We start from the raw sequence: 20,070 nt of genomic DNA, 5'->3' as shown, positions 1-20,070 counted from the left end.
TCCTGAGTCTCCTAGGATGCCGTGCAGGACGTTCCGGCGCGAGCCACCGCCGGGGGACACGAAGGAGATGCTGTGCGCGACGACCGATCCACACCGACCGGCAAGGGCCACGACGCCGGCACCGCCTCCGTCATGGTGGCACAGGGTCGCACGCGACTCGTCCTGTCAGGGGAGATCGACGTTGCGCTGAGCAGCGAGCTGACCGAGGCCGTCGCGGAGGCGGAGGCCTCACGGAACCCCGTCGAGATCGACGCGCGCCACGTGACCTTCATGGACTCCTCGGGCGTCGCGCTGCTCGCCCGGCTCGCGCACCGCACCCCCGGGCCGCTGACGATGATCAAGCCGCCCGACGTCGTGCGCTTCCTGCTGGACATCACCCGGCTGGGTGACGTCGTCTCGATCGTCGACGAGGACCCCGGCTTCCCCGAGCCCACCGACGGTGACGACGACGACGCCGCCTGAGACGAGCGCGGGGCCCGGCGGTGATCCGCCGGGCCCCGTGCCGTCTCAGCGTCCTCAGGCCATCTTCGTGCCGGCCGAGCGCAGCTGCTGGCAGGCCTCGACGACGCGGGCGGCCATGCCGGCCTCCGCGGCCTTGCCCCAGGCGCGGGGGTCGTAGGCCTTCTTGTTGCCGACGTCGCCGTCGATCTTGAGCACGCCGTCGTAGTTCTTGAACATGTGCTCGACGACGGGGCGGGTGAAGGCGTACTGGGTGTCGGTGTCGACGTTCATCTTGATGACACCGTTGTCGACGGCGAGGGCGATCTCCTCCGCCGTCGAGCCGGAGCCACCGTGGAAGACGAGGTCGAACGGCATGTCCTTGCCGATCTCCTGGCCGACGACGCGCTGGATCTCACCGAGGATCTCGGGACGGAGCTTGACCGCACCCGGCTTGTAGACGCCGTGGACGTTGCCGAAGGTCAGGGCGGTGAGGTACCGGCCCTTCTCACCGGCACCGAGCGCGCGCACGGTGGCGAGGCCGTCCTCGGGGGTCGTGTAGAGCTTCTCGTTGATCTCGGCCTCGTGGCCGTCCTCCTCGCCACCGACGACGCCGACCTCGATCTCCAGGATCGTGCGGGCCTTCTGGGAGAGCTCGAGCAGCTCCTCGGAGATGACGAGGTTCTCCTCCAGCGGGACGGTGGAGCCGTCGTACATGTGCGACTGGAACATCGGGTTCTTGCCGGCGGCGACCTCCTCGGCCTCCATCGCCAGCAGCGGCTTGACCCAGGAGTCGAGGTTCTCCTTGACGCAGTGGTCGGTGTGCAGGGCGATGGTCACGCCGTAGTTCTTGGCGACCTCGTGGGCGTAGGCGGCCAGCGCACGGGTACCGGTGACCCTGTCCTTGATGGTGGACCCGGAGGCGTACTCGCCACCACCGACGGAGACCTGGATGATGCCGTCACTCTCGGCCTCGGCGAAGCCGCGGATCGCGGCGGTCACGGTCTGCGACGAGGTGATGTTGATGGCCGGGTAGGCGAACTTGCCCGCCTTGGCCCTGTCGAGCATCTCGTTGTAGGACTCGGGCGTTGCGATGGGCACGCGGGCCTCCTGGTTAGTCGACGATTGAACGCCCCAATTGTGTCATGCCGCGCCGGAGGGCAGGTAGGACCCCAGTCACCCCCCGTGGGCGTGCTGGAGTGCCCACGAGTGCATCGCGACGGCTGCCGCGGCGCCGACGTTGAGCGACCGCGTCGACCCGTACTGCGTGATGTGGAGGATCTGCGTGCAGGCGGCGCGCGCCTCGTCCGACAGCCCTCCGGACTCCTGACCGAAGAGCATGACCACCCGCGCGGGCAGCGGCCGGTGCTCGATCGGCAGCGACCCTGGGACGTTGTCGATCCCGATGACGGGCAGCCCCTCCCGGTCCGCCCACGCCGCCAGCCCGGCGACGTCCGCGTGGTGGTGCAGGTGCTGGTAGCGGTCGGTGACCATCGCGCCACGCCGGTTCCAGCGACGACGGCCGACGATGTGGACGGCGGCGACGGCGTACGCGTTCGCGGTGCGCACGACCGAGCCGATGTTGAAGTCGTGGCCGAGGTTCTCGATCGCCACGTGCAGCGGGTGCCGCCGGGTGTCGAGGTCCGCCACGATGGCCTCGAGACGCCAGTAGCGGTACTCGTCGAGGACGTTGCGCCGGTCCCCCTCCGCGAGCAGCCGCGGGTCGAGCCGGGGGTCGTCGGGCCAGCTCTCCGGACCGCCCGGCCACGGGCCGACGCCGACGGGCTCGGGAGCGTGCTCGGGCGCGCGGTCGCCGGGACCCGGGTCGTCGGGCTCGGGCACCTCAGGCGTCGCGGCGGGGGTCGTAGCCCCCGCGCTGACCCCCGAAGGAGGGACCGCCGTCGGGCTGGGGCTCGGCGGCCGGCACCTCGCCGTGGGCGAAGTGGACCGAGGGGACGGCCCGCACGGCGGGGTCGTTCGCCTCGAAGTACTCGGCCCGGCGGAAGGAGAACATGCCGGCGATGAGGTTGGGCGGGAAGGTCTCGACCCTGGTGTTGAGCTCGCGCACGTTGGCGTTGTAGAACCGGCGTCCGGCAGCGATGCGGTCCTCGGTGTTCGTCAGCTCGGCCTGGAGGTCGGCGAAGTTCTCCGAGGAGCGCAGCTCCGGGTAGTTCTCGGCGACCGCGAACAGGCGGCTGAGCGCGCCACTGAGCGCGTTCTCGCTCTGCGCCTGCTCGTTCGGCCCCAGCCCGCCGGTCGCGGCGGCCGCCCGGGCGCGGGTGACCTCCTCGAACACCTCGCGCTCCTGGCTCGCGTAGCCCTTGACGGTCTCCACGAGGTTGGGGACCAGGGCGTGGCGCCGGTGCAGCTCGACGTCGATCTGCCGCCACGCCTCCTGGACCAGGTTCCGCAGCCTGACGAGGCCGTTGTAGGTCGCGATCGCCCAGCCGACGACGGCGACGAGCAGCACCGCCAGCACGATGAGCACGACGGTCAGGATCTCCACGTGACAACCCTGTCACAGGTCCACCGTGCCGACCCGCCGATCAGCGCAGCCCCAGGTCGTCGACGCCGAGGGCGGCGATGTACCGCACCCCGGCCTGCTCGATCCGTTCGCGCGCTCCGGTGTCACGGTCGACGACGACGGCGGCACCGACCACCTCGGCGCCCGCCTCGCGCAGCGCCTCGATCGCGGTCAGCAGGCTGCCGCCCGTCGTGGAGGTGTCCTCGACGGCGACGACGCGGCGGCCGGCGACGTCGGGCCCCTCGACCCGCCGCTGCAGGCCGTGGGCCTTGGCCTCCTTGCGCACGACGAAGGCGTCGACCGTGAGCCCGCGCGCGGCAGCGGCGTGCAGGATCGCCGTGGCGACCGGGTCGGCGCCCATCGTCAGCCCACCGACGGCGTCGACCTCGTCCGGACCGAGGCCGGCCTCCTCGAGGAGGTCGAGCATGACGTGCCCGACGAGCGGCGCGGCGGCGTGGTGGAGGGTCACCCGGCGCATGTCGACGTAGTGGTCGGACGTGCGCCCGCTGGCGAGGGTCACCTCACCGCGGATCACGGCGAGGTCGCGGACGTGCTGGGCCAGGCCGCTGCGCAGGGAGTCGTTGGGGGAGGTCACGGCAGCAGGCTACCGGTGCGCGGCGGCAGGTAGCCTCGCGGTCATGCGCCTGGCCACCTGGAACGTCAACTCCATCCGGACCCGGGTCGGCCGGGTCGTCGACTTCCTCGAACGGTCAGGGACGGACGTCCTCGCGCTCCAGGAGACCAAGTGCCGGGACGACCAGTTCCCGGAGGAGGCCTTCCACGCCGCGGGGTACGACGTCGTCCACCACGGCCTGAGCCAGTGGAACGGTGTCGCGGTCGTCTCCCGGCTGCCGGTGAGCGACGTCGAGGTCGGGTTCCCCGGGATGCCGACGTGGGGTGAGCCGGCTGCGGCGGAGGCACGGGCGCTGGGTGCGACGGTCGACGGCGTGCGGGTGTGGAGCCTGTACGTCCCCAACGGTCGAGAGCTGGACAACCCGCACTACCAGTACAAGCTCGACTGGCTGGCGGGGCTGCGCACCGCGGCCGAGGGATGGCTGGCCGCCGACGCCGACGCGCCGATCGCACTCGTCGGGGACTGGAACATCGCCCCGCGTGACGAGGACGTGTGGGACATCGCCGCCTTCGCGGGGGCGACCCACGTGTCCCCCGCCGAGCGGGAGGCGCTGGCCGCCCTCACCGAGGCGGGCTTCTCAGACGTCACCCGCGAGCACACCCCCGGCGCCTACACCTACTGGGACTACCAGCGGCTGCGCTTCCCCCGGAACGAGGGCATGCGGATCGACCTCGTGCTCGGCTCGCCCGCGCTCGCCGCCCGGGTGAGCGGGGCGCACATCGACCGGGACGAGCGCAAGGGCAAGGGCGCCAGCGACCACGTGCCCGTCGTCGTCGACCTCGGCTAGCGCTCGGCCCGCGCCGGCACCCACGTCGGGGTGACGGGGATGTCGAAGGTGTGGTGCTCCCAGGTGCGCCACCACTGCTCGGCGCCGGGGGGCAACCGGCCCTCCGGCACTCGGCGCAGGAGGTCGCGCAGCTCGAACTTCAGGCCGGTGATCCCGGTGACGACCTCCAGCCGCCGGGCGTCGCCCAGCTCCGCCTCCGGCGCGAGGGCCTCCTCCTCCGCGTGCCAGATCCGGCGCCGCAGCAGGACGAGCTCGCGGGTGACGGCCCGCTCCTCCGCCGTCGACCCGAGCACGGTCTCCGCGGCGCGCAGGTAGCCGTAGTCCATGGCGATCGCGACGAGCCCCGGCTCGATCGTCAGGGTGTCGTGGACGTCGAACTCCGGCTCGATGACGACGGCGCCCGCCGCCTTGGCCTGCGCCACCTCGTCCCGCTGCAGCTCGTCGGTCATGATGGCCGTCGTCGTGCGCATGACGACGGAGAGCATGTCCCTGCCGTCGAAGGACTCCTCCCGGGAGACCCCCGAGGGGCCGGCGACGACGGCGTAGCACGTGTCGACGCCGAGGTGGTCGGTGGCGATCTCGGCCGGCAGCGATTCGCGCACACCGCCGTCGACGTAGTTCTCCTCCCCCAGCCGCACCGGCGGGAAGACCGTCGGGATCGCGCAGGACGCGCGCACCGCCTCGGTGAGGTCCACCCGCCGTTCCCCCTCGAGCGGGCGGTTCTCCCGGTCGACGAGGTCGCCCGCCTCGGTGACGTACCGCAGCTCCCCGCTCTCCAGGGCGACGACGGCGATGCGCAGCCGGACGCCCGAGCGCGCCACGGCGGCGGGGTCGAAGACCTCCGGGTCGAGCAGCCGGTCGACGATCGGACCGGGGCGGAACATCGACCGTTCCTGCTGGGCGCCGTGGACGATCGTCTCGAGGTCGGTGCTCACGCGGCCGACGGTCTTGAGGATCTCGATCGACTCCAGGAGCCGGGTGGTGCCCCACGCGGACTCCTCCTTGGCGGTGGCCTCGCGCGGGGCCGCGGTGCGCTCGAGAACCTCTGCGGTGGCCGTGCGGCGGCGTGCGGCCCGGCCCTCGGGTGCCCGGCCTGCGCCGGCGGCGACGGCTCCGTCGGCCGAGGCATCCGTGCCGCCGTCGTCGTCGGGTGTGAGCCGTGTCGGCGGCGCGGTGACGGCGGCGGCGTCGAACGGCACGGCGGCGTCGGGTGACGCGGAGGGCTCCTGGGGGGCGTCGTCGTCGTTGCGGACGGCCCGCTCCGCGGCCGCGGAGATGCCGTGCCGAAGGTCGGCGACCCGCTTGAAGGAACGGCCCAGGGTGCCCTGGCGCCGCTTGCGACGCTCGAGCGCCTCGATCCACACCGGGCCGCGCTCTCGCAGCCGGGTGAACCACGGCAGCTCCTCGAACATATCGGCGGAGCTGGTCATCTCGCCCCACAGCCGCTCGAGGTCGGCGAGCGACGTCCGCTGACCGCGGTGGTCGCCGGACTGCGCGAGGACGGCGCCGAGGATGGAGCCGGCGGACGTCCCGGTGATGACCGACGGCGCGATCCCGACCTCGTCGTAGAGGTAGCGCAGGGCGCCCATCTGGAAGCTCGAGCGTGCCCCTCCGCCGCTGAGCACGAGACCGACCACCGGGGAGTCAGGCGCGGAAGGCATGGCAGCAGGGTAGCGAGCGTCGGTTCAGCGCAGGTCGGCGAGGACGGCGTCGGAGAGGCGCGGCCACAGCTCGGCGGCCCACTCCCCGAAACGCTCGGCACCGAGGAAGGCGGCCGCCAGGCCGGCCTCCCGGTCGACCCACAGGAAGCTGCCGGACTGGCCGAAGTGCCCGAAGGTGCCCGGGGAGTTGCCGCTGCCCGTCCAGTGCGGCGACTTCTGTCCGCGGATCTCGAAGGCCAGTCCCCAGTCGTTGGGGTCCTGGCGACCGAACCCGGGCAGCACTCCGGGCAGTCCCGGGAACTGGACGCTGGTGGCCTCGGCGACGAGGTGGGGGTCGAGGACCGTGGGGGCGAGCAGCTCGCGCCCGAAGGCGGCGAGGTCCTCGACGGTGCCGACCGCACCGTGCGCCGGCGAGCCCTCGAGGAGGACGCTGCTCAGCCCCAGCGGGACGAGCACGGTGTCCTCCAGCCAGGAGGCGAAGTCGGTGCCCGTGGCCTCCTCGACGTGCCTCGCAACCAGCTCGATGCCGTGGTTGCTGTAGATCCGGCGGCGGCCCGGCGCGCTCAACGAGTCCCCGGAGTCCAGTGCCACACCCGAGGCGTGGGCGAGCAGGTGCCGCACCGTCGCCCCCTCCGGGCCGGCGGCGTCGTCGAGGTCGACGAGGTGCCGGGAGACCGCGACGAGCGTCGCGGTCGAGGTGAGCAGCTTGGTGACCGAGGCCCAGCGGAAGGACCGGGTCGCCTCCCCGTGCGTCAGCCGCACGCCCGTCGCGTCGGTGACGGCGACGGCGTGCGGGAAGTCGGGCAGGGCGAGCTCGGCGAAGGCACTCATGCCCCCAGGGTGCCACCTGTGCACGAACGGGCTTCCCACAGGACGCGAAAGTAGTCCGCTCTCGCCACGAGGGGGTTGCGGCGAGAGCGGAGTTGTTGCGGGGTCAGACGGCGCTGGGGGCGCTGACAGCAGCCTCGGACGTCAGGACGAGGCCGCCCGCGGGGCCGCGGTCGACCGAGACGGTCGCACCGTCGGTCACCTGACCGCCGAGCATGAGCCTGGCGAGCTCGTCGCCGATCTCGCGCTGGATGAGGCGGCGCAGCGGGCGCGCGCCGTAGGCCGGGTCGTAGCCCTCGAAGGCCAGCCACTCGGCGGCGGCCGGGGTGAGCTCGAGGTTGATCCGGCGCTCCGCGAGGCGCTCGCGAAGCCGCGCGACCTGCAGCTCGACGATCGAGCTGAGCTCCTCGAGGCTGAGCGCGTCGAAGATGACGATGTCGTCGAGGCGGTTGAGGAACTCGGGCTTGAAGGCCGTGCGCACCGCGCTCATCACGGCCTCGTGCTTGCCCTCGTCGGACATCGTCTGGTCGACGAGGAACTGGGAGCCGAGGTTGGACGTGAGCACGAGGATGACGTTGCGGAAGTCGACCGTGCGGCCCTGACCGTCCGTGAGCCGACCGTCGTCGAGCACCTGGAGCAGGATGTCGAAGACCTCCGGGTGGGCCTTCTCCACCTCGTCCAGCAGCACGACGGAGTAGGGCCGCCGCCGCACCGCCTCGGTGAGCTGCCCGCCCTCCTCGTAGCCGACGTACCCCGGAGGGGCACCGACGAGCCGGGCGACCGAGTGCTTCTCGGAGTACTCGCTCATGTCGATGCGCACGATCGCGCGCTCGTCGTCGAAGAGGAAGTCGGCCAGCGACTTGGCCAGCTCGGTCTTGCCGACGCCGGTGGGGCCGAGGAACAGGAAGGAGCCGGTGGGGCGGTCGGGGTCGGACAGGCCGGCCCGCGAGCGCCGCACGGCGTCGGACACCGAACGCACCGCGCGCCGCTGGCCGACGAGCCGCTCACCCAGGACGTCCTCCATCCGGAGCAGCTTGTCGGTCTCCCCCTCGAGCAGCCGCCCCGTCGGGATACCGGTCCACGCGGCGACCACCTCGGCCACCTCGTCCGCGGAGACGCGGTCGGCGATCATCGGGCCCTCCGCGGGCTGGTCCGCCTCGGCCGCCTCGGCCTCCCGGATCTCGCGCTCCACCGTCGGTATGTCGCCGTAGCGCAGCCGTCCCGCGTCCTCGTACCTGCCCTCGCGCTCGGCGCGGTCCGCCTCGGTGCGCAGCGCGTCGAGGCGCTGCTTGAGGTCACCGATGCGGTTGTGGCCCGCCTTCTCCGCCTCCCAGCGGGAGGTGAGGGCGGCGAGCTCCTCGGAGCGGTCGGCGAGCTCGGCGCGGAGCCGCTCGAGGCGGTCCTGGGTGGCCGGGTCGTCGTCGTCGGCGGACTCGACGAGGTAGGCCTCCTCCATCTTCAGCCGGTCCACGGCACGGCGCAGGACGTCGACCTCCTCGGGTGAGGAGTCCAGCTCCATCCGCAGCCGCGACGCGGCCTCGTCGACGAGGTCGATGGCCTTGTCCGGGAGCTGGCGGCCGCTGATGTACCGGTCGGAGAGCGTTGCGGCGGCGACGAGCGCGCCGTCGGAGATGGTCACCTGGTGGTGCGCCTCGTACTTCGGGGCGATCCCGCGCAGGATCGCCACGGTGTCGTCCACGGACGGCTCACCGACGAAGACCTGCTGGAAGCGGCGCTCCAGCGCCGGGTCCTTCTCGATGTGCTCGCGGAACTCGTCGAGGGTCGTCGCGCCGACCATGCGCAGCTCACCGCGGGCGAGCATCGGCTTGAGCATGTTGCCGGCGTCCATCGCGCCCTCGCCCGCGCCCGCACCGACGACGGTGTGGAGCTCGTCGATGAAGGTGACGACCTCGCCGTCGGAGTCCTTGATCTCCTGGAGGACGGCCTTGAGCCGCTCCTCGAACTCACCGCGGTACTTCGCGCCGGCCACCATGGAGGCGAGGTCCAGGGCGATGAGGCGCTTGTCGCGCAGCGACTCCGGGACGTCTCCGTTGACGATGCGCTGAGCCAGGCCCTCGACGACGGCGGTCTTGCCGACGCCGGGCTCACCGATGAGCACGGGGTTGTTCTTCGTCCGCCGGGACAGCACCTGGACGACGCGCCGGATCTCGGAGTCGCGGCCGATGACGGGGTCGAGCCGGCCCTCGCGGGCGGCGGCGGTGAGGTCCTGACCGTACTTCTCCAGGGCGTTGTAGGTGCCCTCGGGGTCCTGGCTGGTCACCGTCCCCGAGCCACGGACGGCGGGCAGGGCGGTGAGCAGGGCGTCCCGGTCGGCGCCGACGTCCCGCAGGATCTGGCCGGCGGTGCCCTCGGAGCGCGCGAGCGCCATGAGGAGGTGCTCGGTGGAGACGAACTGGTCGCCCAGGCCGCCGGCCTCCTCACCCGCCTGGGTGATGACGGTCATCATGGGCCGCGACGGCGAGGGCTGGGCGACGGAGGAGCCGGATGCGCCGGGCAGGGCCGCCACGGCGGCCTGCGCACGGCGGGTGATCGCAGCGCGGTCGGCGCCGACGGCGTCGACCAGTGCGGGCGCCACGCCTCCGGGCTGCTCGAGGAGCGCGACGAGCACGTGCACGGGCTCGAGCTGGGGGTTGCCGGCCGTCGCGGCCGCTCGCATCGCCGAGGCGATCGCCTCCTGCGACTTGGTCGTCAGCTTGTCCATCAAGACACCTCCGGGTGAGTTCACGGTTCTGCCGAGTTCAACGCCGCAGAGTTGAGTCTATTCCGCTCAAGTCCATCGACGCACCGCGTCACTCGTCTCCGCGGGATGCGAGCCACGGCGATCGGGCGCAGGCTCGACGGCACGACCACCGATCGAAGGAGTCATGGCCATGTCGACCCAGCCTCCGCCACCCGGTCCCGGCCCGGGAGGGCCGCCCGTGCCACCCGCCGAGCCAGGGCCCCTGCCCCCGGGAGAGCCGCCGACGGCGCCACCGTCCGCGCCACCCCGTGAGCCGGAGCCCCCCGGACGGCCGCCCACCGAGCCGCCGACAGCGCCGCCCACCGAGCCGCCCGACTGACGGGGTCGCGTCACGGGGCCCAGGTCACGCCGGCTCGACGGGCGCGGTTGGCCACGGGTCGGCCTCCTCGAGGGCGGCCGCGAGGCCGAGGAGCAGCTCCTCCTCACCCGTCCTCGTGGCACCCAGCTGCACGCCGACGGGCAGCACGACGCCGTCGACCTCGGCGCGGTGGAGCGGCACCGCGATCGCCGGGGCCCCGAGCATGTTCCACGGGCTGGTCCACGGGGTGAACGCCTTCTGCGCTTCGAAGTCGGCGACCGGGTCCTCGTCGTTGCGCATCTGCCCGATGAAGGGCGGCGGGGTCGCGAGCGCCGGGGTGAGCACGACGTCGAGGTCGGCCCAGACCGCCGCGGCCTTCCGGGCGAGCTGCTGGACGGCACTGACCGCCGTGGCGTAGTCGAGCCCGGAGAACGACCGGCCACGCTCGCGCATCGCGCGGGTGAGCGGCACGAGGAGCTCCTCCCGGTCGGGGGCGATGGGGACCGAGAGCGCGCCGACCGACCACAGCGGCGCGAAGCTGTCCCACTCCTCGGGGCTAAAGGGAACCTGCGTCGTCGTCACCTCGTGGCCCATGGCCTCCAGGAGCCGCACGGCGCGGTCGACGGCAGCCAGCGAGCTCGGGTGGATCGGCGCCTCGTGGACGTTGACCGGCTGGGTCAGCACCCCGACCTGTAGCTGCTGCGGTGGGCGGTCACAGGCCGCGAGGAACGTGTCGCGCGGCCCGGCAAGCCGGTAGTGGTCCCCGGGCCAGGGCCGGGACAGCACGTCGAGGAAGGCGGCGGTGTCCCGGACCGTGCGGGTGACCACCCCGTCGACCGTGAGCCCGGCACCGTCGACCCCGAGCGGCCCCTTGGAGACCCTCCCCCGGCTCGGCTTGAGCCCCACCAGCCCGCACGCGCTGGCCGGGATGCGGATCGAGCCACCCCCGTCACTGCCGTGCGCAGCGGGGACGATGCCCGCGGCGACGGCGGCCGCGGCACCGCCCGATGAGCCGCCGGCGCTCCGGCGCGGGTCCCACGGGGTGCGCGCCGGCGGGGCGACGTCGGGCTCGGTGTAGGGCGGCAGGCCGAGCTCCGGCGTCGTCGTCTTGCCGACCATGAGGGTCCCGGCCTCGCGCAACCGGATGGTGACGCCGTCGTCGGCGGGTGCGACGTACCCCCGGAAGGCGGCGCTCCCGGCCTCGAAGGGCTGCCCGGCGACCATTGTGAGGTCCTTGACCGGCACGGGGACCCCGAGGAACGGCGGCAGCTCACCGCCCTCCCGCAACCGCCCGGTGGCGTCCGCCGCCTGCTCCCGGGCGAGCTCCGGGGTGAGGTGCGCGAACGCGCCGACGGCGGGGCCGAGACGCTCGGCACGGTCCAGGGTGTGCTCGACGACGTCGTCGGGGCCGACCTCGCCGGAGCGGACGGCGGCGGCAAGGTCGAGGGCGCTCAGCTCGTGGATCTCGGTCATCGGTCGAGGCTATCGAGCCGCGCGGGTGCCAGGGCCGCGTGACGCTCCGCCACCGGCGCCCGTGCCCGACTCCCGTTGCGGGCCGCGCGTGGCGGGCGCAAGGTTCACGTACGAGCCGCGACCGGCGGTGAGACGAAAGGACGGACCATGGGTATTGCTGACAAGGCCAAGGACGCCCTCGGTGGCGAGAAGGGCGAGCAGCACAGCGACGACGCCCTCGACCGCGCGTCCGACTTCGCGGACGACAAGACCGGTGGCAAGCACGCCGACAAGATCGACCAGGGTCGCGACGCCGCTGACAAGCGCATCGGCAACGAGTGACCTCACCGGCGGCCGGGTCCCCTGCGGGGGGCCCGGCCGCCGCGCGTGATGGGATGTCCCCATGACGACTTCCCCCACCGACCCCCACGCCTGGCTCGAGGACGTCGAGGGCACCGAGGCGCTGGACTGGGTGCGCGGCCACAACGAGCGGGCCGTCGCCACCCTGGAGACCGACCGTTTCAGCCGGATGCGCGAGGAGATCCTCGAGGTCCTCGACTCCACCGAGAAGATCCCCGCCGTCGTCCAGCGCGGTGACCACCTCTACAACTTCTGGACCGACGCGGAGCACGAGCGCGGGCTGTGGCGCCGCACCACGTGGGACTCCTACCGCAGCGAGGACCCGGAGTGGGAGGTGCTCCTGGACGTCGACGCGCTCGCCGCCGAGGAGGGCGTCAACTGGGTGTGGCACGGCGCGCAGGTGCTGCGCCCGCGCTACGAGAGGGCGCTCGTCGCGCTGTCACGTGGTGGCGCCGACGCCGACGTCACCCGCGAGTTCGACCTCACCACCAGGACGTTCGTCGAGGGCGGCTTCATCCGGGAGGAGTCCAAGGGCGCCCTGCGCTGGGCCGACACCTCCGGTGACGTCGTCTACGCCTACACCGACGTCGGCGAGGGGTCGATGACGACGTCCGGCTACCCACGCACCGTACGCCGCTGGGAGCGGGGGACCGAGCTCGCGGACGCCCCGGAGGTCTTCGCCGGCGAGCACACCGACATGTCCATCGGCGCCGGGCACGACTTCACCCCCGGCTTCGAGCGGGACTTCGTGTGGCGGGCGCGCGCGTTCTACGACTCGGACACCTACCTGCTCGACGGCGGGGAGCTCACCCGGATCGACGTCCCCCGCTCCGCCGAGCCGGACGTCCACCGCGAGTGGCTGACCGTCGAGCTGCGCGAGGACTGGGTGGTCGGCGGCCGCACCCTGCCGGGCGGTGCGCTGATCGCCATCCGGTTCGCGGACTTCCTCGCCGGGCAGCGCGACTTCGAGGTGCTCTACACGCCGACCGAGACGACGGCGCTGGTCGGGGCGTCGTGGACGCGGCACCACCTCGTCCTCAACATCCTCGACGACGTCGCCAACCGGCTCGAGGCCGTCACCCCGCCCACGGGGGACGGGCCCTGGCAGCGCCGGCCGCTCGGCGCCGGTGCACAGTCCGGTGGGGCCGGCTGGCAGGTGCCCGAGCTGACGACCATCGCGGTCGGTGCCGTGGATCCCGACGAGTCCGACGACCTGTGGTTCACCGTCACCGGCTTCACCATCCCGACGACCCTCGCCCGGCTGTCCCTGGACGACGCAGGGGAGGTCGTCGACCTCGAGCCGCTCAAGATGCTGCCCGCCTTCTTCGACGCCGAGGGCCTGACCGTCGAGCAGCACTTCGCCACGTCCGACGACGGCACGCGAGTCCCGTACTTCCAGGTCTCGCCGGTGCCCGCTGCCGACAACGAGGAGGTGCGGCCGCTGCCGACGCTGCTCTCCGGCTACGGAGGCTTCGAGATCCCGCGGCTGCCGACGTACTCGGCGGCCGTGGGACGCGCCTGGCTCGCGCGCGGCGGCGCCTACGTCCTCGCGAACATCCGTGGGGGTGGTGAGTACGGACCCCGCTGGCACCAGGCGGCCCTCAGGGAGAAGCGCCACCGCGCCTACGAGGACTTCGCTGCCGTCGCCCGTGACCTCATCGCGCGCGGGGTGACCGATGCGGCGCACCTGGGTGCCCAGGGCGGCTCGAACGGCGGCCTGCTCATGGGCAACATGGTCACGGGCTACCCCGAGCTCTTCGGCGCGATCGTGTGCCAGGTGCCGCTGCTCGACATGAGGCGCTACAGCCACCTGCTGGCCGGGGCGTCCTGGATGGCCGAGTACGGTGACCCCGACGACCCCGAGCAGTGGGAGTTCATCAGGACCTTCTCCGCCTACCACCGCTTCGACGCGGCAGACGAGCACCCTCCGGTGCTGTTCACGACCTCCACGCGGGACGACCGCGTCCACCCCGGCCACGCGCGCAAGATGATGGCGCTGATGTCCGAGGCCGGGAAGGACGTCACGTACTACGAGAACATCGAGGGCGGGCACGGCGGGGCGGCGACCAACGCCCAGGCCGCGTTCATGCAGGCGCTGGCCTACGAGTTCCTCTGGCAGCGCCTCGGGACCTCCTGACCCGCCGGGAGACGACCGAGCCGGCCCCTGCGCGTGCGGGGGCCGGCTCACTCGTCCGCGGCGTCAGTACTGGCCGGTGCGGATGCGCTTGTTCACCCGGACCAGCCACACGATCCCGATGATCAGGGCGATGAAGGCGAGGAAGCCCACGGCCAGGCCGATGAGCACGGCGACGCCGGCGTCCATGAGGTCGGCAGCGTCGAAGGGCGGGCCGATTGTCAGGCCGGAGCCGGCCCCCGAGGGGAGGTCGCAGTCGACGGTGTACGACCCCGCCTCGTCGGTCTGGAAGGCGACGCCCACGGCGACGTCGTCGGGAATGTCCAGCCCGAAGGTCGCGGGGCTCGTCTGGACCTCCTGACCCCCGGGCCCGGTGACGCTGCAGGCGACGGAGCTGCCGGCGACCGAGGAGTCGTTGAAGTAGACGACCCGCTCCGAGTCGGCCGGGAGGTCCGCCGAGCCGCCGTTGGAGATCGACACGCTGTCGGCCAGCCCTTCGACCGATCCGACCGCCGAGCCGATGCCGATGAGGAAGCCGATGATCGGGGCGGCGATCATGAGGATCGCGGAGACCACGATGAGGACGACGGGCCCCGTGCGCTTGGGCGGCGGCCCGCTCGGGGCGCCGCCGTAGCCGTACCCGCCCTGGCCGTAGCCGGCCTGCTGCGCGTACGGAGGCTGGCCATAGCCACCCTGCTGCCCGTAGCCACCCTGCTGGCCGTAGCCACCCTGCTGGCCGTAGCCGCCCTGCTGGCCGTAGCCGCCCTGCTGCCCGTAGCCGCCCTGCTGCCCGTAGCCGCCCTGCTGATACGGATCGGGCTGTCCGGACGACGGCGTCGACGCGCTGGGCTGTGAGCCGTCAGGCAGACGGCGCCCGTAGCGCGGCTCGTCGGGTCCGGTCCCGCCGTCGGTGGTGCTCATGTCGGCTCCTTGTCGCTTCGGCTGCGCGGTGGTCCCAGCATGCCAGGTCCGGACGTCAGGAACGCCTGGGCAGCCCGGCCAGCCATCCGTTCAGCGGGCTGGTCGGCACCCACGGGACGGTCTGGGTGTAGGTGGCTCCGGGCACGACGACGGCCAGCTCCTCGAAGAACTCGAGACCGAACCGCGCGGAGATCCGCCCGAACAGGCCCCTCGGAGCCTGGCGGTAGGCACCCTCCCGCGACAGCAGGGCACGCACGACGGCCAGCGTGTGCGCCCGGGGGACGTCGAAGGTCACGGAGGTGTCGAGGTGGACGGCGTCCTCGCCGTCCTCGTGGAGGCGCACCCACAGGTTGGGCGGGCCGGGGAAGATGACGGTCACGGGGGCGCGGACGTCGAGGGGGTCCGGTTCCTCCCACGGGTCGGCCTCGGGCACCGGCTCGGGCGCGCGGCCCAGCGCGGCGCCGACCGCGTGGAGCTCACGCAGGATGTCGTCGGTCACAGCTCCCAGTGTGACCCGTCGGCGTCAGCCGCGGTACGTCGGGCGCCAGATGACCAGGGCGCCGCCCGAGCGGCGGGCACGCCGCCCCTGCGGCAGCTCGCTGACCTCACCCGAGGCGCTCGCGGCGAAGACGCGCGCGGTCGTGACGGCGCGCAGCCGCCCGAGCTCGTCACGGGCGCGGTCGAGCTCGCGCTCCAGCTCGATGATGCGCCGGATCCCGGCGAGGTTGATGCCCTCGTCCTGGGAGAGCCGCTGCACCTCGCGGAGCGACTCGACGTCCCGGCGCGAGTAGCGCCGGCCCCGCCCACGGGCGCGCTGGGGGGTGACGATCCCCAGCCGGTCGTACTGGCGCAGCGTCTGGGGGTGCATCCCCGCGAGCTCCGCCGCCACGGAGATGACGTAGATGGGTGCGTCGTCGTCGATCGGTCCCGCCATCGCCCGCTCCTCGCCTGTGTGTCAGTCGTCAGCGGCTCGCCCGGCCCCTGAGGTCCGCGCGCGGGTCCTCCCCCTTGGTCGCCTCCGCGAAGGCCTCGACGGCCTTCTTCGCGTCCGGTGGGAGGTGCGACGGCACGGCCACCTGGATGGTGACGAGCAGGTCGCCGTCGCCCTTCGGGGTGACCACGCCACGGCCCTTGACCCGCAGGGTCCGTCCCGACGGCGTCCCTGCCGGCACCTTGACCCGCACCGTCTCACCCGAGAGGGTCGGCACGTCGATCGTCGCGCCGAGGGCCGCCTCGGAGAAGGTCACCGGCACGGTCAGCCGGAGGTCGCGGCCCTCCATGGTGAAGACGGGGTGCGGCTCGACGTGGACCGTGACGACCATGTCGCCGGGCTCCCCGCCGCCGCGGCCCGGCTGGCCCTTGCCGCGCAGGCGGATCTTCTGTCCGTCGCTGACACCGGCCGGGATACGGACGTTCATCGAGCGCCCGTTCGTCGTGAGCTGGACGGTGGACCCCTCGACGGCGTTGCGGAAGGGCAACGTCGCACTGGTGACGATGTCCCCGCCGCGCTGCCCCGCCCTGCGGGAGCTGAAGCCGCCGCCGCCGGAGAACATGTCCTGGAGGATGTCCTCGAAGCCGCCGCCACCCGCCGTCGAGGTCCGCGTGCGGGGCCCGGCTCCGCCGAACATCCCGTTGAACAGGTCCTCGAAGCCGGCGCCGCCGGGCTGGCCTCCGCTGCCCGCGGAGAACCGCGCACCGCCGCCGGCCATCGCCCGGATGGCGTCGTACTGCTTGCGCTGCTCGGGGTCGGAGAGGACCGCGTAGGCCTCGCCGACGTCCTTGAAGCGGCTCTCGGAGGAGGCGTCCCCGGGGTTGCGGTCCGGGTGGAGGTCACGGGCGAGCTTGCGGTACGCCTTCTTGATCGTCGCGTCGTCGGCGTCCTTGGAGACGCCGAGAGTCTTGTAGAAGTCCTTCTCGATCCAGTCCTGCCCTGTCACCGCGCCTCACCTCCATCCGTTGTCGTTGCTGCGGCTCCGGTGCTGACGCCGGCCGCGGCCCCGGGGGCCGCGGCCGGCGTCGTGCTGCTACTGCGGGTTGGTCGCCGCGACACGAGCCGCGCGCAGCACCCTGTCACCCATCCGGTAGCCGGGCTGCATCACCTGGGCGATCGTCGTCGACGTCGCCTCGGGGTCCGGCGTGCTCATGAGCGCGTCGTGGAGCTCGGGGTCGAACGCCTCCCCGGGCTCGCCGAATCGCTCGACGCCGAAGCGCTGGGCGAGGATCCCCTCGAACTTCTCGGCGATCGCGCCCACCGGTCCGCTGAGGTCACCGTGCTGACGGGCGAGGTCGATCTCGTCGAGGATGCCGAGGAGGGCCTCGACGACCTCGGCCTGCCCGGCCGCCCGCTGCTCACCCGCGGCCGCCTTGGACCGGCGCACGTAGCCGTTGTACTCCTGCTGGAGGTTGTACAGGTCGGCGTTGCGCCGGCTCAGCTGGTCGCTGAGCTCGGCGGCCTCGGCCTTGGCGGCTGCCAGCGCCCCGGGTGCCGCGGCACCGTCCGGGTCACCGGACGCCTCGGTGTCCTGCGGGTCGTCGGCGGCCTCGCGCACCTTGCCCGTCTCGGGGTCGATGCGGCGCTTGTCCCGGACCACCGGCTGCTCGTACGCGCCCTCGGGCGGGGCCTGTGCCCTGTCGTCGGGAGTGTTCTCAGCGGTCACTTGTTCTCGTCCTCATCCACGATCTCGGCGTCGACGACGTCCTCGTCCGTGCCGGACGCCGTCTCACCGGCGTCGGCCGCGCCCTGCGGGGCGCCCTCCTGCGGGTTGGCGTACAGCGCCTCGCCGATCTTCTGGGAGGCGGTGACGAGGGCCTGCTGCTTCGCGCTGACCTCAGCGATGTCGTCGCCCTCGAGGGCCTTCTTCAGGTCGTCGACGGCGGTGCGCACCTCGCTGGAGACGTCCTCGGGGAGCTTGTCCGCGTTGTCCGTGAGCAGCTTCTCCGTGGAGTAGACGAGCTGCTCGGCGGTGTTGCGGGTCTCCGCCTCCTCGCGACGCTTCTTGTCCTCCTCGGCGTGCGCCTCGGCCTCCTTGACCATCCGGTCGATCTCGTCCTTGGGCAGGGCGGACCCTCCGGTGATCGTCATCGACTGCTCCTTGCCCGTGCCGCGGTCCTTGGCGGACACGTGGACGATGCCGTTCGCGTCGATGTCGAAGGTGACCTCGATCTGCGGCATACCGCGGGGCGCCGGTGCGATGCCGGTGAGCTCGAAGGTCCCCAGCGGCTTGTTGTCCCGGGCGAACTCCCGCTCACCCTGGAACACCTGGATGAGCACGCTGGGCTGGTTGTCCTCGGCCGTGGAGAAGACCTCGGACCGCTTGGTCGGGATCGCGGTGTTGCGCTCGATGAGCTTGGTCATCACACCGCCCTTGGTCTCGATGCCGAGGGACAGCGGGGTGACGTCGATGAGCAGGACGTCCTTGCGGTCACCGCGGATGACGCCAGCCTGCAGGGCGGCGCCGACGGCGACGACCTCGTCCGGGTTGACGCCCTTGTTCGGCTCCTTGCCACCGGTCAGCTCCTTGACCAGCTCGGTGACGGCCGGCATGCGGGTCGACCCACCGACGAGGACGACGTGGTCGATGTCGGCGACCTTGATCCCGGCGTCGTTGATGACGGCCTGGAACGGCGCCTTGGTGCGGTCCAGGAGGTCCTTGGTCATCTCCTGGAACTGCGCCCGGGTGAGCTTCTCGTCCACGTGGATGGGGCCGTTCTCGCTCATCGAGAGGTACTGCAGCGAGATGTTGGTGCTCGTCGTGGAGGACAGCTCCTTCTTCGCCTGCTCGGCGGCCTCGCGGAGGCGCTGGAGGGCGATCTTGTCCTTGGACAGGTCGATGCCGTCCTTGTTCTTCACCTGGGTGACCAGCCAGTCGACGATCTTCTGGTCCCAGTCGTCACCACCGAGGCGGTTGTCACCGTTGGTGGCGCGCACCTGAATGGTGGAGAAGTCGTCGTCGTCCTTGCCGATCTCCAGCAGGGAGACGTCGAAGGTCCCACCGCCGAGGTCGAAGACGAGGATGAGCTCGTCCTCCTTGCCGCGCTCGAGGCCGTAGGCCAGCGCTGCGGCAGTCGGCTCGTTGATGATGCGGAGCACGTTGAGACCGGCGATCTGGCCGGCGTCCTTCGTGGCCTGACGCTCGGCGTCGTTGAAGTAGGCGGGGACGGTGACGACGGCGTCGGTCACCGGCTCGCCGAGGTACTCCTCGGCGTCGCGCTTGAGCTTGCCCAGCACCCGCGCGGAGATCTCCTGCGCGGTGTAGGACTTGTCGTCGATCTGCGTCGACCAGTCGGTGCCCATGTGGCGCTTGACCGAGGTGATCGTCCGGTCGACGTTGGTGACGGCCTGCCGCTTGGCGACCTCGCCGACGAGGACCTCGCCGGACTTGCTGAAGGCGACGACCGACGGCGTCGTGCGTGCACCCTCGGCGTTCGCGATGACGGTGGGCTCTCCACCCTCGAGGACGGCGACCACCGAGTTCGTGGTGCCCAGGTCAATTCCGACCGCTCGTGCCATGTGGGTTCTCCTGTCCTGTACGCGGGTCGGAAACTTCCGGCCCTTGAGTCGTCCGCACTCAAGTCTGCGTCCCGTCGGCTCGATGTCAAACCGAGGGGGCCAGAGTTGAGTCTACTGGGCTCAACCTCACAGGCGTCGGATTATTCCCGCGACGTCGACCAGCGGTCGGGCACGACCCGCTCGTCCGTCGCTCACGTGGTCTCGGACAGGCTGGCGATCACGCTCTGCACGCGGCGCGCCCGCGTGTCCTCGTGCTTGGCCCCGTCGACGGCCTCCGCGTGGGCACGCTGCTTGCTGTAGGACAGGCGCGCCCAGGCAGCAGCCGCCACCGGGCTCGCGTCGAGTGCCGCGGCCAGCTCCGCGGGCGGGTCGACGGTGCGGGGTGCGTCGTCGACCTCGAGGGTCACCTCGACCTCGTCACCGGCGGCGCGACCGGTGGCGGCGCGGGTCTGGGCGTTGAACGAGATGAGGAACCGGCCCCCCATCGAGGCGATCGTGGTGCGGTAGGTGTACCCGCCGTCGATGGTGACGACGACGGGGACGCGCTTGCCGCGGCCGAACCCGAGAACGATCTCCTCGGGCACGACGATGCCGACGTTGTTGCCTCCGGCCGCCCAGAGCGTGGTTCGGAAGCTGACCATGGCGACTCCTCCATCGGGGATGTGGTGACGCCGGATGCTCTCACCGACGGGCGACGTCGAGGAACGGTACGGCAGGCGTGGACGCGTACGCCCGCCGCCCGGGGCGAGGGCCTCGCGGGCA

Annotated in this window: 19 protein-coding genes; 4 read left to right on the top strand and 15 right to left on the bottom strand. The window is 72.3% G+C overall.

The annotated features are described in order from the left end of the window. Positions 1-72 precede the first annotated feature (72 nt). On the top strand, positions 73-462 hold the full coding sequence (locus VR894_RS00490) for an STAS domain-containing protein (protein WP_324649336.1): 390 nt from the start codon (positions 73-75) through the stop codon (positions 460-462). A 54-nt stretch (positions 463-516) separates the two neighbouring features. On the opposite strand, the gene fbaA is transcribed toward VR894_RS00490, so the two are convergent. The 4 genes from fbaA to pyrE form a co-directional block, all read right to left on the bottom strand. After that, complete coding sequence (fbaA, locus tag VR894_RS00485; protein ID WP_324649335.1) at positions 517-1,539, bottom strand: class II fructose-bisphosphate aldolase; 1,023 nt, start codon at positions 1,537-1,539, stop codon at positions 517-519. 75 nt (positions 1,540-1,614) lie between these two features. After that, complete coding sequence (locus tag VR894_RS00480) at positions 1,615-2,280, bottom strand: RNA methyltransferase (RefSeq protein ID WP_324649334.1); 666 nt, start codon at positions 2,278-2,280, stop codon at positions 1,615-1,617. A gap of 1 nt (position 2,281) precedes the next feature. After that, positions 2,282-2,944: a LemA family protein gene (locus VR894_RS00475; RefSeq protein ID WP_324649333.1), complete on the bottom strand. Its 663-nt coding sequence runs from the start codon at positions 2,942-2,944 to the stop codon at positions 2,282-2,284. A 40-nt stretch (positions 2,945-2,984) separates the two neighbouring features. After that, positions 2,985-3,557 (bottom strand): orotate phosphoribosyltransferase, encoded by a 573-nt coding sequence (gene pyrE / locus VR894_RS00470; protein ID WP_324649332.1) that lies wholly within the window; start codon positions 3,555-3,557, stop codon positions 2,985-2,987. Between the two features lie 43 nt (positions 3,558-3,600). Between pyrE and VR894_RS00465 the strand changes: the two genes are divergently transcribed. Further along, entirely contained in the window at positions 3,601-4,383 is a 783-nt protein-coding gene (locus VR894_RS00465; RefSeq protein ID WP_324649331.1) for an exodeoxyribonuclease III, read from the top strand. Here the strand turns inward: VR894_RS00465 and VR894_RS00460 are convergent. The 4 genes from VR894_RS00460 to VR894_RS00445 form a co-directional block, all read right to left on the bottom strand. Then, on the bottom strand, positions 4,380-6,044 hold the full coding sequence (locus VR894_RS00460; protein WP_324649330.1) for a patatin-like phospholipase family protein: 1,665 nt from the start codon (positions 6,042-6,044) through the stop codon (positions 4,380-4,382). The two genes, VR894_RS00465 and VR894_RS00460, sit on opposite strands and share 4 nt — an antisense overlap. Positions 6,045-6,068: 24 nt before the next feature. Continuing rightward, positions 6,069-6,875, bottom strand: coding sequence for a serine hydrolase domain-containing protein (locus tag VR894_RS00455; protein WP_324649329.1), 807 nt, complete (start codon positions 6,873-6,875; stop codon positions 6,069-6,071). Positions 6,876-6,978: 103 nt separating this feature from the next. Beyond that, positions 6,979-9,594 carry an ATP-dependent chaperone ClpB gene (gene clpB / locus VR894_RS00450; protein ID WP_324649328.1) on the bottom strand — a complete coding sequence of 872 codons (2,616 nt, stop codon included), beginning with the start codon at positions 9,592-9,594 and terminating at the stop codon, positions 6,979-6,981. Between the two features lie 382 nt (positions 9,595-9,976). Further along, complete coding sequence (locus VR894_RS00445) at positions 9,977-11,404, bottom strand: amidase (protein ID WP_324649327.1); 1,428 nt, start codon at positions 11,402-11,404, stop codon at positions 9,977-9,979. Positions 11,405-11,551: 147 nt separating this feature from the next. On the opposite strand from VR894_RS00445, the gene VR894_RS00440 reads away from it, so the two are divergent. Both VR894_RS00440 and VR894_RS00435 read left to right on the top strand, forming a co-directional pair. Next, positions 11,552-11,725, top strand: coding sequence for an antitoxin (locus VR894_RS00440; RefSeq protein WP_324649326.1), 174 nt, complete (start codon positions 11,552-11,554; stop codon positions 11,723-11,725). Positions 11,726-11,786: 61 nt separating this feature from the next. Beyond that, the gene (locus VR894_RS00435) at positions 11,787-13,880 is read left to right on the top strand and encodes a prolyl oligopeptidase family serine peptidase (RefSeq protein ID WP_324649325.1); all 2,094 of its coding nucleotides are present in this window, start codon (positions 11,787-11,789) and stop codon (positions 13,878-13,880) included. Between the two features lie 63 nt (positions 13,881-13,943). On the opposite strand, the gene VR894_RS00430 is transcribed toward VR894_RS00435, so the two are convergent. The 7 genes from VR894_RS00430 to VR894_RS00400 form a co-directional block, all read right to left on the bottom strand. Continuing rightward, positions 13,944-14,798 carry a hypothetical protein gene (locus VR894_RS00430; protein ID WP_324649324.1) on the bottom strand — a complete coding sequence of 285 codons (855 nt, stop codon included), beginning with the start codon at positions 14,796-14,798 and terminating at the stop codon, positions 13,944-13,946. Positions 14,799-14,853: 55 nt separating this feature from the next. Further along, the gene (locus VR894_RS00425; RefSeq protein WP_324649323.1) at positions 14,854-15,297 is read right to left on the bottom strand and encodes a hypothetical protein; all 444 of its coding nucleotides are present in this window, start codon (positions 15,295-15,297) and stop codon (positions 14,854-14,856) included. A gap of 24 nt (positions 15,298-15,321) precedes the next feature. After that, the gene (locus tag VR894_RS00420) at positions 15,322-15,732 is read right to left on the bottom strand and encodes a heat shock protein transcriptional repressor HspR (protein ID WP_324649322.1); all 411 of its coding nucleotides are present in this window, start codon (positions 15,730-15,732) and stop codon (positions 15,322-15,324) included. 28 nt (positions 15,733-15,760) lie between these two features. Further along, positions 15,761-16,735 (bottom strand): DnaJ C-terminal domain-containing protein, encoded by a 975-nt coding sequence (locus VR894_RS00415; protein WP_324649321.1) that lies wholly within the window; start codon positions 16,733-16,735, stop codon positions 15,761-15,763. An 87-nt stretch (positions 16,736-16,822) separates the two neighbouring features. Further along, positions 16,823-17,455 (bottom strand): nucleotide exchange factor GrpE, encoded by a 633-nt coding sequence (locus VR894_RS00410; RefSeq protein WP_324649320.1) that lies wholly within the window; start codon positions 17,453-17,455, stop codon positions 16,823-16,825. Continuing rightward, on the bottom strand, positions 17,452-19,308 hold the full coding sequence (gene dnaK, locus VR894_RS00405; protein ID WP_324649319.1) for a molecular chaperone DnaK: 1,857 nt from the start codon (positions 19,306-19,308) through the stop codon (positions 17,452-17,454). The genes VR894_RS00410 and dnaK overlap by 4 nt, the downstream gene beginning before the upstream one ends. A 191-nt stretch (positions 19,309-19,499) precedes the next feature. Beyond that, positions 19,500-19,949, bottom strand: a complete 450-nt coding sequence (locus VR894_RS00400; RefSeq protein ID WP_324649318.1) for a YdeI/OmpD-associated family protein — start codon at positions 19,947-19,949, stop codon at positions 19,500-19,502. Positions 19,950-20,070 lie beyond the last annotated feature (121 nt).

Origin of the sequence: Georgenia sp. H159 (assembly GCF_035607575.1) — a bacterium.
GTDB lineage: Bacteria > Actinomycetota > Actinomycetes > Actinomycetales > Actinomycetaceae > Oceanitalea.
Note: the sequence above shows the minus strand (reverse complement) of the source record. Positions and strands in the feature narration are given on the sequence as shown.